A 17,201-nucleotide genomic window follows, 5' to 3' on the forward strand; every position below is an offset into this window, starting at 1 on the left:
TCATGACCTGTCGCAGCGCAGTAGCAACAGTGACATGACCTAAAGGACTCTATTATGCCTGACATAGATCTTATCAAAGAAAATGAGAGGGAAGCACGCCGCGTGTTTCGCTACTATTCGCGCAAGATTTTTTCAGCACCCAATAACCGCTACTACCACGAACAGCGTATCAATGCGGCTTTGTTACTGAATGAAAAAGAGCCTTTGCAAGGCGCTGTCGCTGACTTTTTCTTTGGCTGTTGGTATGATATACCTTATGATATTAAGAGTGTGTTTGCTCGTATCCAAGGTCGTCTGCATCCACAGATAGAGCAAGCTTTTCATAATTGTATTAATAAACTTGATTACATAAGACACAGCAGTGAGTTTGCGACACGCTGGAGCGTACTGGTCACGCCATCCCTTAACGTACAAACTCATCGACTACGTATCAGTAGCGATGATGCTAAAGAGATCGCCAAAAATATTACCAACGAGCTGATGAGCGCGCGTGATGCAGGTGATTGGAACATCATCGAACAAGTTGAACGTGAGTTTTTTGCTCATTGTCTGGCTTGTAATGATCGTCTGGCCTTTTCTATTGTTTGGTTTCGCTTAGGTAAAAGCGATTGGCAGTTTGATGAGCGCTGGAGTCATTGTCAACGACAGCTAGAGCAGATTGATACTGAGCATCAAGCAGAAAGTGAACCCTTAAGTATAAACTAAGAAAATAACACATCGCCCTTATGGCCTGGTTTTTGCATGTTCATAGATCATAGATTATTTTTCTTTTAACGACTTACAAGGTAGCTCTCATGTCCACGTCTCACAAAACGTATATTACTCTAACTCCTGCTGGCGTGTTTGAAGCATTTTCTCAAAGTGAGCCAACTGACATGCAGCTGGCACTACAAGCTCTATTGTCAGGTCGGGAGACCTTGCTCGTAGCAGATTGGCTGGAAGAGTACTCAGAGCTTTGGTTAGAAAGCTTCGTTGAGCAAGGATTTATTGAAAAGCTATCGACCTTCTTGCCAGCACCCAATCTGCCACTTGATCAGTTTTTGCCTTACGTCGTGGCAAGCTTATCAGGTAAGCGCCGTGCGGCTATTGCCTCAGATGAAGGGTTTTGCTTAGCACGTATTGGTTATACTCAAGAAGAAGCCGACATGCTCAGTGTGGCAGCGGCAGATTTTTCTGGTTTTATGATACGTCAAAAGCAGCGCGGCTGGGCAATTGAAAGCCAAGCGATATCATTCTTTCAGCAAGTAGATCTGCTCATTCCTGAGACCAGCTTTGTGTTCTTATGGATTGACGGGAGCGGCTATGCTCTCATCATCGATGGCGAACCCTTGACCAATAATCGTGCCTTTATCGAATTGATTTGGGCTCTGAAAACCTCTGGGCTTAAGTTTGATAGCTAGAGCTTACTTTCTGCTCATAACCAGCTTTCTATAACCAACTGAACCTCTCGTGCATCTGTCACAAGACCAGATGCACTTGTATTTTTATCACCTCAACTTTCACCTCAATCATTTTTGCATACTCTCCGCTCTACAATTATTTTCTCTAAAACCCAGCCATTCTATGAGATTCCTCCTCAGTAATACTCTTAATGATAATATCCTACTAAGTAACAATAACTCACCAAGCTATCAGGCATACTGGTATTAAACCAGTCTCACTTTTTTATATAAACTATTAACTCATCTTTCCTCTAACTCCTGATCGTGGCAACCTTTGCCAAACCTTGCACTTTTGCTTATTTTTTAGGATGGTTTATGACTTCGCTAACTACTGTGCGCGTGCGTTATCAAACGATTGAAATTGGCAATACAGACATTCATATTTGTACCCTGCGTGACAATCAACAATTCAGTGACCCAGATGATGAGGCGCTAAATTTGGGCATTTGCTCGGCTTCTTGGCCACTGTTTGGCGTCATTTGGCCCTCAAGCTTGGTGCTTGCCAATCATATGCTCGATTACGATATTGCAGGCAAACGTATCTTGGAGGTTGGCTGCGGCATGGCATTATCTAGTTTATTGCTCAATCATCGGCATGCGGATATCACCGCGACTGATTATCACCCAACGGTCGAGTACTTCCTTGATCGTAATACCACTTTGAATAATAATAAAGAAATTAATTTTGAACGTTTAGACTGGGCCGAGGACAATAGTCACCTTGGCAAGTTTGATATGATTATCGGCAGTGACTTACTTTATGAGGACCAACATATTGATATTTTAGCCGAATTTATTGAGCGTCATGCGTTGCCAAAATGTGAAGTCATCGTCGTAGACCCTGGTCGTGGCCGCAAAAACAAGCTGACCAATAAAATGCTTGAATATGGTTTTAGCAGTCAACACGTCAAGCCCGAAAATACCACCTATCTTGATCAGCCATTTAAAGGTCATATTTTAACGTTTTCACGGGGTCGTGTTGAATAAATCCAGTTCACGCTAATCATAAACAAAGTTAAGTCGTGGCAATATTTTGCCACTTTTGACGCGTTATTTTATAGAGCACATGCTCGGCAAGTGGATGCTCAGAGTCAAGCATAGGGTGATAAAAACCTTCCTGTGTATCTATCATGCCTATGCGCTGCATGATCAGCTGCGAGTGCTTATTAGCGACTGCGGTGGAGGCAACTACCTCGTTAAGCGCTAAAACTTCGAAAGCAAATTTCAGCGACGCTCGCGCGGATTCAGTTGCATATCCTTGTCCCCAACAGTCCTTATGCAACCGCCAACCAATCTCTACACAAGGGGCAAATGGCATATCCGCATGGGCCTCATTCAAGCCAACCATACCGATAAAATCATTACCATTTTCTGAATAGCCTTTTCGGCTGACCGCCCAAAAACCCCAGCCTTTATCTGTAATAAGCTGCTGGCATTTATTAGCGATAACGTCACTTAACGCAGGAGATAATAGTTTAGGAAAGTAACGCATCACTTCAGAATCGGCATTCATTTCAGCAAAAACAGCAAAGTCAGTTGGCTGCCATTGCCTGAGAATAAGCCGTTCTGTTTCTAACACAGGTATCATAGAATATTCGCTATTTTAAACTACTCATTAACCCAGCCTTGTTGCCTAGCGTAAACAAGTTGCTCAGGCGTGTCAATGTCATAGCTAAGCTGATGATTATCAACGCTACTGATTTGGATAACGGGCAGTCCTCGAATCAGATGACGCAGCCCCTTATCCCCTGTTAACAATGCTTGCCATTGTTTTAGCAACTCGTAATCAATCGATAAAGGCAGTCCGATGATATCTTTTTTAAAGGCTTCAGTATCAGTTGTTTCATCTAAGTCCTGCCCATTGCTCCAATGTCTTAAGCTACTATAGCCACTTGCAACCACAGTTTGTTGACCCGCTAGCAGCTCTATTAAATGCGACTCATTAAGTAAGATTTGATCAATCCCCATTATCAAAATGTGATTAATGAGACTGTCGTCAAGATTAACTAATGCCTCAATACCTAAATATAAACTATGCGCCATCCCTGTTTCGGGTGTTGGGTTCGTAACCATGTGAATAATGGCATACTGAGTAGCTAACTCGGTAACCGCACTGGCTATTAATGGATTATCTTCAGGAATAACAATCATAATGGCTTTCGGCTGGGTCGCTAATGCAAGCTTGGTCATATAACGAATTAACGGTTCGCCATCTTTCTTGAGTAGCTGCTTTGCTTGGCCAAGGCGCTGACTGAGACCACTAGCTAAAATAATAACGGCATGATTTTTAGTCATTATGCGTGGCCCATCATAGCTATATTGCTATTTGCTAAATCTACACATTTAGCTGGCGATGCTTGATTATGCATGACCGTATTTATTTGCGCCATGATACCCAGAGCTAAAGCTTCGGGGCCATCGCCACCTAACTTATAGCCGATAGGATAATGTAATTTGTTTATACCAACAGATAAACTCGCAGGATTGACGTTAGTAGCACTAATTTCTTCAATTAAACGCTCGGTACGATAGCGCGGCCCTAGTTGTCCAAGATATTTATAATGATTGGCATGCGCTAGTAATACAGCCAAACGAGCGCGATCTTGACTCAAGCTATGCGACATCAAAGCAACGGCAGCGTTATGACTGAGCTTTAGCAAGGTATCCGTATCTTCTAACGCTAGCGGCAGCACTTCATCTGCTTGCGGGAAACGCATACGCGTAGCATATTGCGCACGACTATCTATAACTGTGACATGCCAATCTTGCAGCTTTGCCATGGTGACCAGCGGCATGACATCATTGCCTGCACCGCAAATCAGCAGACGGATTTGTGGCTCTAATCTTTGTACCAGCCACTCTGTTGTTAAATGTTTACTGTCTTCACTTTTTATGACCACGTATTCAGCGTTTTTATCACCAAGCTCATACTGTGCTAAATTTTCAACCGTATTGATAAGAGTATTTGAAGCATCAGATCCTGATTGATTTAAGCTGTTATTAGTCTCAATACGATTAGTGCCAATGCCATTAGCGCCTATAGTCATAATTTGTCCTGACTCGGTATAATCATCCAGATCAATACGCATACCGATTTGCAGTTCAGGATTTGAGTTTTGGCGACTAGCAGAGCGAATTAATGTGGCTATCGTGACGGACTGCTGAGTATGTCGAACTTGACTAATGGTATCTAACAACGGCGTCGCAGTTGCCAAGCGCTCAAACAAAACATGTACCCGTCCATTACATCCTAAGCCAAAATTCAACTCGTCTAAATCAAGATCTGGCTCGTCATGGAAATCAACATTTAAAAAATCATTTTCGGACGTCTCTTCTTTAGCAGCTGCTTTCGCTTCGCCATTTTTGGTGTATTCAATATCATCGCCCGTTTGATAAACCTGCACGTTAGCGCCATTACGGGTAAGCCAAAAGGCACGTTTGATAATATGCGGCTCAAGGCAGCCACCACTTATCATTCCGACCGAGCGTCCATCTGCGCATATAAGCATCATCGCGCCAGCACGACGGTACGCTGAGCCTTCGGTACGGACGACCGTTGCCAGTACAGCATCAACGTTTTGTTGAGCGGCCTCACCTGCTAGCTTGAGAATGTCAGCGATTTGATTCATAACGCCTCTTGTTTTGCTTATGTTATAACTTGCTTATGTTATAAACCGTTAGGGTGTAAAAACCCGCAGCTTAGGCGGGTTCTTTTTGTATACAAGTTAATTTAAAAAACTACTCTGGCATCTCATAAAGCAGCTTGTCGAGGGTAATCGGGAAGTCATAAACACGCACACCGACCGCATTATAGATAGCATTGGCAATCGCGGCAGCAGCACCTGCAATAGCCGTCTCACCGATACCTTTGATGTGCATTGGATTGGTATAAGGATCATCTTCTTCTACCAATATGACATCTAACTGCGGTACGTCCGCATTAACTGGCACATGATACTCGGCAAGGTCATGGTTACAGAGACGACCGTCACGTTTGTCATGAATCACTTCTTCCATCAACGCTGAGCCAATACCGAACACCATACCGCCATAGCATTGCGACGTTGCAGTTTTGTGGTTCAGAATACGACCAGCGGCAAATGCACCTGTCATACGTTTCACCCGAATCTCACCAGTGACTTTATGAACCGCCACTTCAGCGAAGTTCGCACCAAAAGAGGCTTGGCGATGGCTCTTACCGTTCTTACCCGGTTTTATCTGGCCTTTGGCAGTGATTTTTTGCTCATCATAGTCAGCGACCACATCCGCAAGCGCATAAGACTCTGTATTATCAAAATCATACTCTTGTGATGCTGACTGTCCTGATAGCGAAAGCCCTGTGGTTTGCGATAGCTTATCAATAGTGCTGTCAGCAAATGATTGGCCTCTCTTTTTGGCAGCTTCCATTGCCGTTAAAGCATGCTCGCCTGTTTTCTTGATTTGACCATTGTCTAACTGAATGTTGTCAGGATACAGACCAACTTTTTCTGCTAGCATTTCACGCAGCTGCTCACAAGCAAGATAGACACCACTACCCGCACTCGCAGCACCCCAACTGCCACCTGAGCCTGATGCTGGTGGCAATGCACTGTCACCTAGTTTCATCTCAACATGATCAATCGGCAGTCCTAATAGCTCAGCTGCAATTTGAGAAAACACCGTATAGGAACCCGTACCGATGTCGGTCATGTCTGTCTCGATAACTGCTTTGATACCAAGTGCTTTTGACTCATCTACCTGTAGGGTTGCACGTGCTTCAGATGGCTGTAATTGGTTACCACGGGCAGCCGCCGCCATGCCTGTACCTATCCACCAGTCACCTTCTAATTGACTGGCAGGCTTGGCGTTTCGCTCACTCCAACCAAAATGCTCAGCACCTTGTTCCATACAGGCAATCAATTGGCGCGTTGAGAAAGGAATATCTTGACTCGGATCTTGCTCTGGCTCATTACGACGGCGTAGTTCAACCGGATCAATCTCCAACTGTGTGGCAAGCTCATCCATGGCACATTCAAGCGCGATCATACCTACCGCTTCGCCAGGCGCACGCATAGAACCTGACAACACTTGGTTCATGTCTACCATCTCATAATTCACACGGCGGTTTTTGCCGCTATATAGATGGTGCGTAGATAGAGCAGTTGGCTCAAAGAAAGCCTCACCTGGCAAATTACTAGAGATCGTATCGTGAATCAATGTATCGATCACGCCGTCATTGTTCGCGCCGATTGCGATACGCTGACGCGTGTTTGAGCGTCTGACCGTTGCTTCCATCACTTGTGAACGCGTCATAGTGATTAGCACAGGACGACCCAGATCTTTCGCAGCAATCGCCGCTGCAATAGATTCAGGAGCAATACCGAGCTTACTACCGAACCCACCACCCACATAGTGTGCGATCAGTTGTACTTGATCTTTATTTAGGTCCAGAGCATCCATGACTTGCTGTTTGCAAGAAGCGAGCATCTGATTGGAAGTATACAGAACGAGCTTATCGCCTTCCCAATGAGCCAACGTTGTATGGGGCTCCATCGGAGAGTTGCTTTGACTTGGGGTATGATAAAAGCGATCAACGGTCACTGCCGCATCAGCTAATCCTTGGTCTGGATCGCCTTGGACATTATTTTTATCAGAGCCTTTTTTTTCATCTACCGCATGTGCGTTAGAGAGCTCTTGGGTAAAGTTCAGTGCCGCTTGGTCAGTCTCATCCTTATAAGTCACTTTCAGCGCTTTAGCGCCTTCTCTTGCCGCCTCAAAAGTCTCAGCAACCACGACAGCAATAGGCTGACCATGATAAAAAATCTCGCTAACCCCTTGCTTGGGTGCTTTAGTTTTTGTCCCTTGTTGAGAGTTACGCAAAAAGTGCTCAGGATCGGTCACTACTTTAATAATATTAGGAATGCCTTTTAGAGAGTCACTATCGATACTCTCAACTTGACCTTTAGCAATGGTCGCGCCTACCAATACACCATAGGCTTGATTGTCCAAGCGTATTTCGGCACTGTATTTCGCTTGACCGCTAACCTTTAGGGAACCATCAACACGGTTGATTGGCTTACCAACTAGCTTGCTTGCCGTTGTGCTAAATAGCGTTTCAACAGGCTCATCCATGGTCAGTTTTTTGGTTGGTTCTGACTGGGTGATTGATTCTAATAGTGCCATGATTATGCTCCCTCGCCCGCTAATGCGCGCTGAATAACTTGTTTTAGTAGGCGACGCGTCAACGGTATTTTAAAGTCGTTCTGACCATTACCTTTGGCATCATGCAATAATAGATCAGCGGCCTGCGTGATAACATCGCTATTGCCATCGGTATCCATTAATAGTGCCTCAACCTCTTCATTACGCCATGGCTTGGTACCGATGCCACCGAACGCCAATCGTACTGTCTTTAGGTTGCCATTGTCGTCAGCATCGATGACTGCGGCACAAGATACCAGTGCAAAGGCGTAAGAAGCGCGATCACGCACTTTGTCATAGGTATGCATGCCCTTAATAGGGGCAGGTAATACAACATGAGTAATCAGCTCGCCTGCTTCTAGCACATTTTCGATATGCGGCGTGTCTTTTGGCAAACAATAAAAATCTTTGACATCGATAGCGCGAGTCGAGCCATCTGCTTTAACTGTCTCTATCGTGGCATCTAGTAAGCGCATTGCCACTGCCATATCGGATGGGTGTTGAGCAATACAAGCGTCACTTGTGCCTAAAATTGCAAGGGGGCGGTTCTCACCGTTAATTGCAGGACAGCCAGTACCCGGTTCACGTTTATTACAAGCGCTGTCTGTTTGATAAAAATAATAGCAACGAGTACGCTGTAAAAAGTTGCCGCCCGTTGTCGCTCTGTTACGTAGCTGACCAGTCGCTCCTGCCAAGATAGCTCGGGACAATACTGGATAGTTTGCAATCACCTCAGGATGCGCGGCCAAATCGCTATTGGTCACAAGCGTACCAATACGTAAACCACCATCGGCAGTCGTTTCTACTTGCTCTAATTCTAAACGAGTGATATCGACCAGTTTGATTGGGGTTTCGATCTCTAGTTTCATGAGATCTAATAAGTTAGTACCACCTGCGATAAAAGAAGCGTCTTTGCTGCTAGCAGAGGTTGCGGCTTGCTTAGGTGCATCAGCGCGGCTATATTCAAAACGTTTCATGAGTGGTCTCCTGCCTTGCCTGTTATTGTTTTGTTATTCGCTGAGGCTTTATGGAACTGAGCCTCGCTTGGCGGCGGTGACCAAATACCTGTTACGCTTGAATTTTGTGTAGAGGTGTCATTGGTCTGGGCAGCAGACTCTGACATCTCATTTTCAAGTACTTGTGAGATGGCTTTGATGATATTGGGATAAGCGGAGCAGCGACAGACATTACCACTCATGCGCTCAGCGATTTCTTGTACTAGAAGGCTATCAGGATGTTGTAAGTCTGTGCTCACATGGCTTGGCCAATTTTGTTTTACTTCTTCTATTAAGGCAGTCGCTGAACAAATTTGACCTGGGGTGCAATATCCGCACTGAAAGGCATCGTTATCTTTAAAGGCTTGTTGCAGCGCCGATAGTGAGTCCGGCATACCGATGCCTTCGATGGTCGTAATCTCATCACCATCATGCATGATAGCAAGTGTGAGACAAGAGTTGACTCGGCGACCATTGATGAGCATGGTACAAGCACCGCATTGACCGTGATCGCAGCCTTTTTTGGGTCCAGTAATTTGTAAATGTTGACGACAGACGTCGAGCAGTGTCGTACGGGCGTCAAGATTCTCGAGCTGATAATCCTGCTTATTGATTGTTAACGTCAAGGTAGACATGCTGGCTTCTCGCTGGCGGATGATTATTAAATTATCGTTACTTATATAAGATAAAAGTAACCTCAATTTTTTTATTATGACTGACAGCCAAGGTTAACTTTGTTATTACTTTGTAATGCTTAGGGTATAGTTTTTTATTAGAAATCAATAAGATTAAGGTGTACTCTCATTTTAAATATAGAGATAAGCTCATTGGTTCATAAACTTATTGACTCGTTATTTAATCGATTTGTAACTTAATTGAACAATCACTCAATTAATATTGAACGTTCGCTCAAAAACATTTATAGTAGTTGCAGTTGACTTACTTAGACAAGCATCATGTATTAATTTGAGCAATCACTCAAATAAAATATTACGTCTATAGTAGATTGGCTATCTTATTCTAATAACCATTAAATAATTAATTAACAACCACAATAAGGGGTTTTATATGACTGACTTTACACGACAAACAGAGCGCACCAGCAGATAGTAAAGATCTGCTTGATATCTCTATCAACGCCTTTGGCATGGTTCCAAATCTACATGCAGTAATGGCCGAAGCACCAGGCTTGCTTGAAGGCTATCAACGTTTCCATCAGTTGTTTTTAGACAGTAGCTTTGATGATGAAGAAGTTACCGTTGTATGGCAAACCATCAACGTCGAGCACGCTTGTCATTATTGCGTCCCTGCGCATACTGGTATTGCTAAAAGTATGAAAGTAGATGACACGATTACCGAAGCATTACGTAATGAAACCCCATTACCGACTGATAAGTTAGAAGCGCTACGTAACTTTACGCTCTCTGTCGTCCGTGATCGTGGTAACGTTAATGATGACGCCGTACAAGCATTTTTGGATGCAGGCTTCACTAAGCGCCAGATTTTAGAAGTCGTCCTTGCTGCAGCGCAAAAAGTGATGAGCAACTATACGAACCATTTGGCCAACACACCAATCGATAAGCCTTTCCAAAAGTTTGAATGGCACAAAGCTGATTAATCACGTTGCCTAATAAGGCAGATTAACCATTACGTTAACGATGCAACCAATTTGGGGTTGAAATAATCCCTTTGGTGTTTCTATACTGTTATCTAAAAGGCTGTTGTTCGGAAAATATTCGAGCAGCAGTTTTCTCAGTTAAAATAATATGGATTAATTAGAGCCATAGATATCAGTTAGAATCATAAATAATAGCAATGAGAGGTTATATGGAACATTCAAAGCAGTTATCATCAGAGCAGCCACTGCGCATAGATATTGTATCTGACGTGGTCTGTCCTTGGTGCGTCATCGGCTACCGCCAGCTGGCACAAGCACTGGAGCAAACCAATACCGAGCATGAAATTCACTGGCATCCATTTGAGCTGAATCCTAGTATGCCAAGCGACGGTCAGAATATGCGCGAGCATATTATGGAGAAGTATGGCTCGAGCAAGGAAGAGTCTGATGCTAGCCGAACTCGATTGAAGGAAGCGGGTCACGAAGTCGGCTTTGAGTTCAACTTTAATGATGACACGCGTATGCACAACACCTTTAATCTGCATCAACTTTTGCATTGGGCAGATCAACAAGGACGTATGCACGACTTAAAGCAGGCGCTATTTACCGCTCACTTTACCAATAACAGAAACATCTCTGATAATGCAGTGCTTGCAGATATTGCAGCGGAGATTGGACTAGATCGTAGTGAGGCATTGGCGGTACTAGAAGACCAACGATTTGCCAAAGCGGTAAGAGAGGCTGAGCAACATTGGCAACAACAAGGCATTCAAAGCGTGCCAGCAATGATTTTTAATGAGCGCCATTTGGTTGGTGGTGCTCAAGGGGTTGAGAACTATGTCAATATATTAGAGCAATTGGCTAATATGACAGACTAAATCAACTTGAATGACCATCAAAGCTAAAAAAATGCCGCCCCATATAGGAGCGGCATTTTTATTTTATAACACTGTTATTTGATAGCGCTGTTAGTTTATAACGCTAAATTTATAACCTATATCGTTAACCATTACTTTTAGAAAGCATCTCTTAAAAGTGAATAACCGTACGAATACTCTCACCTTTATGCATCAAGTCAAAGGCTTCGTTAATGTCTTCTAATGGCATCGTATGAGTGATAAAGTCATTTAATGGGATATCGCCTTGCATATAACGATCGACGTAGCCTGGCAATTCGCTACGGCCTTTGACGCCGCCAAATGCTGAACCTTTCCAGACTCGACCCGTCACTAACTGGAATGGACGAGTTGAGATCTCTTGTCCTGCACCAGCGACACCGATGATGACCGACTCGCCCCAACCTTTGTGGCAGCACTCAAGCGCTGAACGCATGACATCGACATTACCAATACATTCAAACGAATAGTCTACGCCGCCATCAGTCATCTCAACGATGACCTCTTGGATAGGCTTGTCATAGTCTTTAGAATTGATGCAATCAGTCGCGCCAAGCTTCTTAGCCAACTCAAACTTATCTTCGTTGATATCAATGCCGATAATACGACTGGCTTTTGCCATTTTTGCACCGATGATAGCGGCGAGGCCAATACCACCAAGACCGAAAACAGCAACGGTAGCCCCTTCTTCGACCTTAGCGGTATTCATAACCGCGCCCATGCCGGTGGTCACGCCACAACCGAGTAAGCAAACTTTTTCTAATGGTGCGTCTTTATCTACTTTGGCTAAAGAAATCTCTGGCAAGACGGTATATTCAGAAAAGGTTGAGCAGCCCATATAATGATAAATTGGCTCACCGTCTTTATAAAAACGCGTGGTGCCATCTGGCATCAGGCCCTTACCTTGAGTCTCGCGTACGGCTGAGCATAGGTTGGTTTTACCTGAAGTACAGAATTTACAAACGCCACACTCTGCGGTGTATAAAGGAATAACGTGATCGCCAACTTGCACGCTGGTCACACCTTCACCGATTTGCTCAACGATACCACCGCCTTCATGACCTAAGATAGCTGGGAATACGCCTTCTGGATCTTCACCAGATAAGGTAAACGCATCCGTATGGCAAACGCCGCTGGCGATAATTTTTACTAATACTTCGCCTTTGCGTGGCAGCATGACATCCACTTCTTCGATAGATAGTGGCTGGTTTGGGCCCCAAGCAATGGCGGCTTTCGATTTAATAAATTTATCTGACATAATATTCTCTCTTTTTAATGGATTTATCGCGTATTGAAGACAGACCTATTCAGCTTATATGGCTTATTTAGTATAGGCAAGCGGCAGTTGTAGCAGCTTGTAAAACGTTTAATTTTATACTGACCATTATAGTTGTTTCTGCCAAGAGGACAATGTGCTATATTTGCAAATCTCTTTTACACACTGGTAATAATCATGCGCTGGGATGGCATTAGTGAGTTTGTTTACGTCGCAGAATACGAGAGCTTTACGCGTGCTGCAAAAGAATTAGGGATATCCACTGCGCAAGTGAGCCGCCAAGTAAGCGCTTTAGAGAAACGTCTCAATATTAAATTGCTATATCGTACAACTCGTAAGGTAACACTGACTGAAGAAGGCCGCGTGTTTTATCAGCATTGCCGCAGTGTCCTTGATGGCTTAGACGCCGCTGAGCAAGCCGTGAGTAATCTGCAATCCAAACCGCAAGGCAGGATTAAACTGACCGCCCCTGTCACTTATGGCGAACAGCAACTATTGCCTCTGGTCAATGACTTCATGGTGCAATATCCTGATATCGAAGTAACGGCATTTTTGAGTAATCAGAAAATTGACTTGGTTGATGGTGGCTATGATTTGGCCATTCGCATTGGCAAATTAAGCGACTCAACGATGATGGCAAAAAAACTCAGCCGTCGTACCAACTTCGTCTGCGCTGCGCCTGCTTATCTCAAAAAATACGGCACACCTTATACGCTAAGCGAGTTGAGTGAACATAACTGTCTGCTTGGCACCCGTGATTACTGGCACTTTATAGAGAACAATAAAAAAGCGGGTAAAGAACGAAACATGCGAGTGTCTGGTACTGTGCAATATAACAGCGGTCACAGCCTAGTCGATGCGGCATTAAAAGGTTTGGGTATCGTGCAGCTGCCTGATTACTATGTGCAGAGACACTTGGCATCAGGTGCACTAGTTAGCTTATTGGATAACTATAGAGAGCCTGAGGAAAGCATTTGGGCCGTCTACCCGCACAACCGCCACTTATCCCCAAGGATTCGTTTGCTGGTAGATTATCTAACAGAGCGTTTGGTTTAGCGTGGCGGCTTTGGTAGCCAAACCCACGCCAAGCTTATGACATTGGCTCATTAACCATATTAACGCTTAAGAGCGCTGCAATGACTGCTTATACATTTGCATGAGCGTTGCAAACTGTTCAGGCGTTAAGGTGTTGCGGACGTTCTTAAGACATTCATGGCGTAGATTCATATGCGCCATCTCAGTTTCGCTGATACGGTGCATCAGTGCCGTCGTCGTTGCATCATCAGCGCCTGTCATCATCGCTGTGCGCAACTGCCCACGCAAGGCTTTTTCATTAGCCTGCAGTGCCATACGGTTTTTCATAGCCATCTTGCGATAATCAGCAAACACTTTTACTTGTGCAGGCGTTAACGCCAGTGCATCTGCTTGACCAACGATGAATGGCATTAACTCTACGATAGGAAAGCTGCTATCGGCATCGACACTCAGCCCAGTATCTGCAACCGGAGCTGCCAACAGGTCTACTGAAGATTGCGGCGAAGCTGGCATATGTGCCGTGTTGTAAGTCGGTATGGTACTCTGACACGCACTTAATGATGCGCCTAGCAATAAGCTACTTGCCGCTAACAATACTGGGGCTTTCAACGACTTCAATCTATTGACACCTTGCATCCTACTCTCCTAATGATTTGATTAATAAATAAAACATGATAAGCATAGGCATTATTCTGCTAGCCTAATTATGATAGATAGCACTGATAATTTAGTCTCTGCGCTAAGCTCTATACTTAGTCGAACCCGCCAATCCTGTCATCAATGGCAGCAGTACCAAGTAAGCATATACCAACAATGCGAGCACCGTCGCCAGATGAAACGCCCAGTCTACCCAGTAGCTCATGTCTGATAAGCCAGCTTTAAAAAATATTGGTAATGCAAAAAACCCAATAATCGCAACCACGATAGCTGACATAGCGGCTAGACGATAAGCGAGTCGCTTGCTTCTACCGACTGCAACCCAATACCCCCACGCCACCAGTAATATCAGCACTAATGCTATTACCAAGGTAGCGTTTTCTAGTATGGCTTCCCATAACATCATGAACGCTTGATTTAAAAGTAACATGGTCAATCCTTTGAAGTTTCTAGTTTGTACACGACTCTCAACATAGTATGGATTATCGTAGGCTGTGGCTTTAGCCCAGCATTTTGCTTTCACAAAGGTTTAAGCTGGGCTAAAGCCACAGCCTACAACAACATATTTAAGTAGTTGAGAGTCGGGTAGTTTATTTAACTCTGGTTTATGTAATAGTTCATATAATCATAACGCAATGACATTAATCATACTGCTATGCACTACTGACTCTTTATAAAAGGTCAGACGCGGCCTTTGGCAACCGCCATATAGGCAGGTTTTAGCATCATCTCTTCCAAGAACCAAGCAAAGTAACTCTCTTTTAAAGGGTCAATCAAAGGGACGCTAGGAGTCAGGTTGTTTTCATAATCAAACTCAACCAACATCGCTTTACCTTCTTCTACTAGCATCGGGCAAGAGGTATAACCATTAAATTGTTGACTGGGCGCCTTACCCTGTATTACATCGATGAGGTTGTTCACCACTATCGGTGCGGAGAGTTTGACCGTTGCGGCTGTTTTTCCTTTTGGCGTGCCATTGATATCGCCAGCACCAAAGACATTGTCATAAATCTTGTGTTGTAGTGTATATTTATCGACATCCAGCCAGCCTTTGTCATTAGCCAGCGGACTGTTCAATACGCTATCTACTGCAAACATGGGCGGTACGACATGAATAAAGTCATAATCCTGACGAGTCTGCTTGCCAGCTTCATCAGTGAAGTAAGCAGCTTTAGCACCTTTATCGATGGCGGTTAAACGCTGATGAAAATTGGTACCGATTGGTGGATCATATGATGCCCAGCGTGACAGTACGTTTTCATTGACCAAAGGCACACTAAAAACTGTGCCATGAGGACTAAAAAACTGCACATCACTGTCTTGGCGTGTGCCCGCTTGAGTAAGCCTGTCATGCAGCATAAAGGTCATTTTTAGTGGTGCTCCAGCACACTTCATATCGGTATGTGCAAGAGTCATCACCGCACGTCCACCTTTTTGGCGGAACTCATCCATCTGCTGCCATGTCTTTAGGGCAACCTCTGGACTGGGATACACACTCCCGATACCGTCAGAGCCTATATCTGCGATGTCCAGACCCTCAATGGCCTCAAAACCCAATCTTAAACCAGTGGCTATCACCAAATAATCATAGCCAATGTTTTTGCCACTGTCGGTCACGACTTGATTACTATCGGGTAAAAACTCACGGGCATTTTCTTGTACCCAGTCAATGCCAGCAGGTAGCAAGTCAGCATTACTGTTGATAACTTTGTCAGCGCTCTTCCACACACCAGTCGCCAACAGCGTGTAACCAGGTTGATAATAGTGATTTTTACGGCCATCTAACAGCGTTAGCTTGGCATTGGGTAATTGGCGGCTCAAGCGATTGGCAACTGCCAACCCTGCTACTCCTGCACCTACGACTACGATACTGGGGCTGTCTTGATGAGTGGGTAAGCTTGAGCACCCTGTCATCGCCATACTACCTACGACTGCCCCACCTGCTACCCCAGCACCAATGAATTGACGACGGTTAAGACCATTTTTTGACTCAGTCTTTGGATCATGACTGGTCACTTGGCTTGATATATTTGATAAATCATTAAAAAGTCTTTTCATAGTACTGTCCCTAGCTGCTTAAGCTTACCTTCACCCAAAAAACACATTGCCATTCAAAGCACCTAATTCAAGATACTTGATTCAAAGTACTAAGCACTAACCAAAATCAACACCATCATGTGGTCTTACAGTCGGCTTGCCAGCTTCAATCCACGCCTCAAAACCGCCTGCAATCGAAACCACTTGCTTATAACCCAGCGCTTCTAGTGACTGTGCGGCCAACGCTGCACGGCCACTGGTTTTACAATAAACTAAGATGTTTGTATCAGCCCCTTTAATAGCAGGTAGGTCATTTACTTTGAACTCTAATACGCCACGTGGTACTGATAGCGCTCCTGCAATATGACCTGCTGCATACTCAGCTGGCTCTCGTACATCAATCACTATATCGGCTTTGCGACAAGCATCTTCTGCTTGTGCCAATGATACTTCAGTAATTTTCTCTTTAGCAGCGCTTACTAAGTCATGTGCGGTTTTCATCATAAATCCTCAAAATATGGTGGTTGAATCACTACAGTTAAAAAGTGGTATATTGATAAGCTATTATTTATAAATACAACAAAATATCTAATAAGTACAATCAATATTCAATCTATAGGACACAACGCTGTCAGTATCTAAATAAAATAAAAGTGCATATATTAAAAATAATATGTTATTTAGTATAATATGTCCACAATATTTCACATATATTAATATATTTATTTGTATATCGTATTAATTAGAGACAATTACTTTCATAGCAATAGATGGCGAGTACCACAAGATCAATGTAAATCGTATAAGATCTGCTTTACAAGCATTGAGCTGTCGATATGAAGGGAGCTAGCAGTTTGGCCATTTAGGGCCCATTTAAAAGTTAGTTTTCAAATTGAGAATACGTCCTAATATGAAGAAGTCGTAACCAAATAAGCAAGTAACTTAGCTGCTCATTACGATAATTCAGCACTGGTATCGAAACAACAATAGGTAATGATAAATAGCCTTCAGAATAAACAAGTCTATCTACACATTTAAAGCTGAAGTTTGACTGGTAGCAAACCC

Annotated in this window: 17 protein-coding genes; 6 read left to right on the plus strand and 11 right to left on the minus strand. The window is 43.9% G+C overall.

What is annotated here, in order from left to right; all coding sequences use genetic code 11:
* The first annotated feature begins 54 nt into the window (after nt 1-54).
* From JMY01_RS09295 to JMY01_RS09305, 3 genes are all read left to right on the plus strand, one after another.
* Nucleotides 55-705 carry a hypothetical protein gene (locus JMY01_RS09295; protein ID WP_201575287.1) on the plus strand — a complete coding sequence of 217 codons (651 nt, stop codon included), beginning with the start codon at nt 55-57 and terminating at the stop codon, nt 703-705.
* 89 nt (nt 706-794) lie between these two features.
* On the plus strand, nt 795-1,400 hold the full coding sequence (locus tag JMY01_RS09300; protein ID WP_201575288.1) for a hypothetical protein: 606 nt from the start codon (nt 795-797) through the stop codon (nt 1,398-1,400).
* Nucleotides 1,401-1,757: 357 nt separating this feature from the next.
* A complete protein-coding gene (locus JMY01_RS09305) occupies nt 1,758-2,429 on the plus strand; it encodes a methyltransferase (protein WP_201575289.1) in 672 nt (223 codons plus the stop codon).
* Nucleotides 2,430-2,457: 28 nt separating this feature from the next.
* Here JMY01_RS09305 and JMY01_RS09310 read toward each other — a convergent pair whose 3' ends face one another.
* From JMY01_RS09310 to JMY01_RS09335, 6 genes are all read right to left on the minus strand, one after another.
* On the minus strand, nt 2,458-3,030 hold the full coding sequence (locus JMY01_RS09310) for a GNAT family N-acetyltransferase (protein WP_201575290.1): 573 nt from the start codon (nt 3,028-3,030) through the stop codon (nt 2,458-2,460).
* Between the two features lie 20 nt (nt 3,031-3,050).
* Nucleotides 3,051-3,737 carry a nucleotidyltransferase family protein gene (locus tag JMY01_RS09315; RefSeq protein ID WP_201575291.1) on the minus strand — a complete coding sequence of 229 codons (687 nt, stop codon included), beginning with the start codon at nt 3,735-3,737 and terminating at the stop codon, nt 3,051-3,053.
* On the minus strand, nt 3,737-5,071 hold the full coding sequence (locus JMY01_RS09320) for an XdhC family protein (protein WP_201575292.1): 1,335 nt from the start codon (nt 5,069-5,071) through the stop codon (nt 3,737-3,739). Before JMY01_RS09320 ends, JMY01_RS09315 begins: the two co-directional genes overlap by 1 nt.
* A gap of 109 nt (nt 5,072-5,180) precedes the next feature.
* On the minus strand, nt 5,181-7,604 hold the full coding sequence (locus JMY01_RS09325) for a xanthine dehydrogenase family protein molybdopterin-binding subunit (RefSeq protein WP_201575293.1): 2,424 nt from the start codon (nt 7,602-7,604) through the stop codon (nt 5,181-5,183).
* 2 nt (nt 7,605-7,606) lie between these two features.
* Nucleotides 7,607-8,599: a xanthine dehydrogenase family protein subunit M gene (locus JMY01_RS09330; RefSeq protein WP_201575294.1), complete on the minus strand. Its 993-nt coding sequence runs from the start codon at nt 8,597-8,599 to the stop codon at nt 7,607-7,609.
* Nucleotides 8,596-9,252 (minus strand): 2Fe-2S iron-sulfur cluster-binding protein, encoded by a 657-nt coding sequence (locus tag JMY01_RS09335; RefSeq protein WP_201575295.1) that lies wholly within the window; start codon nt 9,250-9,252, stop codon nt 8,596-8,598. Before JMY01_RS09335 ends, JMY01_RS09330 begins: the two co-directional genes overlap by 4 nt.
* A 512-nt stretch (nt 9,253-9,764) precedes the next feature.
* Here JMY01_RS09335 and JMY01_RS09340 point away from each other — a divergent pair.
* Together JMY01_RS09340 and JMY01_RS09345 are read left to right on the plus strand one after the other, a co-directional pair.
* Entirely contained in the window at nt 9,765-10,235 is a 471-nt protein-coding gene (locus JMY01_RS09340) for a carboxymuconolactone decarboxylase family protein (protein ID WP_227677812.1), read from the plus strand.
* A gap of 209 nt (nt 10,236-10,444) precedes the next feature.
* Nucleotides 10,445-11,113, plus strand: coding sequence for a DsbA family protein (locus JMY01_RS09345; RefSeq protein ID WP_201575296.1), 669 nt, complete (start codon nt 10,445-10,447; stop codon nt 11,111-11,113).
* A 151-nt stretch (nt 11,114-11,264) separates the two neighbouring features.
* Here the strand turns inward: JMY01_RS09345 and JMY01_RS09350 are convergent, their stop codons facing one another.
* Nucleotides 11,265-12,389, minus strand: coding sequence for an S-(hydroxymethyl)glutathione dehydrogenase/class III alcohol dehydrogenase (locus JMY01_RS09350; protein ID WP_201575297.1), 1,125 nt, complete (start codon nt 12,387-12,389; stop codon nt 11,265-11,267).
* A 195-nt stretch (nt 12,390-12,584) separates the two neighbouring features.
* Between JMY01_RS09350 and JMY01_RS09355 the strand changes: the two genes are divergently transcribed.
* Nucleotides 12,585-13,463, plus strand: a complete 879-nt coding sequence (locus JMY01_RS09355) for a LysR family transcriptional regulator (protein WP_227677814.1) — start codon at nt 12,585-12,587, stop codon at nt 13,461-13,463.
* 66 nt (nt 13,464-13,529) lie between these two features.
* On the opposite strand, the gene JMY01_RS09360 is transcribed toward JMY01_RS09355, so the two are convergent.
* The 4 genes from JMY01_RS09360 to JMY01_RS09375 all read right to left on the minus strand — a co-directional run bounded on the left by JMY01_RS09360 (nt 13,530) and on the right by JMY01_RS09375 (nt 16,640).
* Nucleotides 13,530-14,078: a Spy/CpxP family protein refolding chaperone gene (locus JMY01_RS09360; protein ID WP_201575298.1), complete on the minus strand. Its 549-nt coding sequence runs from the start codon at nt 14,076-14,078 to the stop codon at nt 13,530-13,532.
* Nucleotides 14,079-14,181: 103 nt separating this feature from the next.
* Nucleotides 14,182-14,529, minus strand: coding sequence for a hypothetical protein (locus tag JMY01_RS09365; RefSeq protein ID WP_201575299.1), 348 nt, complete (start codon nt 14,527-14,529; stop codon nt 14,182-14,184).
* A 251-nt stretch (nt 14,530-14,780) separates the two neighbouring features.
* On the minus strand, nt 14,781-16,157 hold the full coding sequence (locus JMY01_RS09370) for an NAD(P)/FAD-dependent oxidoreductase (RefSeq protein ID WP_201575300.1): 1,377 nt from the start codon (nt 16,155-16,157) through the stop codon (nt 14,781-14,783).
* A gap of 96 nt (nt 16,158-16,253) precedes the next feature.
* A complete protein-coding gene (locus JMY01_RS09375; RefSeq protein ID WP_265089865.1) occupies nt 16,254-16,640 on the minus strand; it encodes a rhodanese-like domain-containing protein in 387 nt (128 codons plus the stop codon).
* Nucleotides 16,641-17,201: the final 561 nt, after the last annotated feature.

The organism is Psychrobacter sp. H8-1, assembly GCF_904846575.1.
GTDB lineage: Bacteria > Pseudomonadota > Gammaproteobacteria > Pseudomonadales > Moraxellaceae > Psychrobacter > Psychrobacter fulvigenes.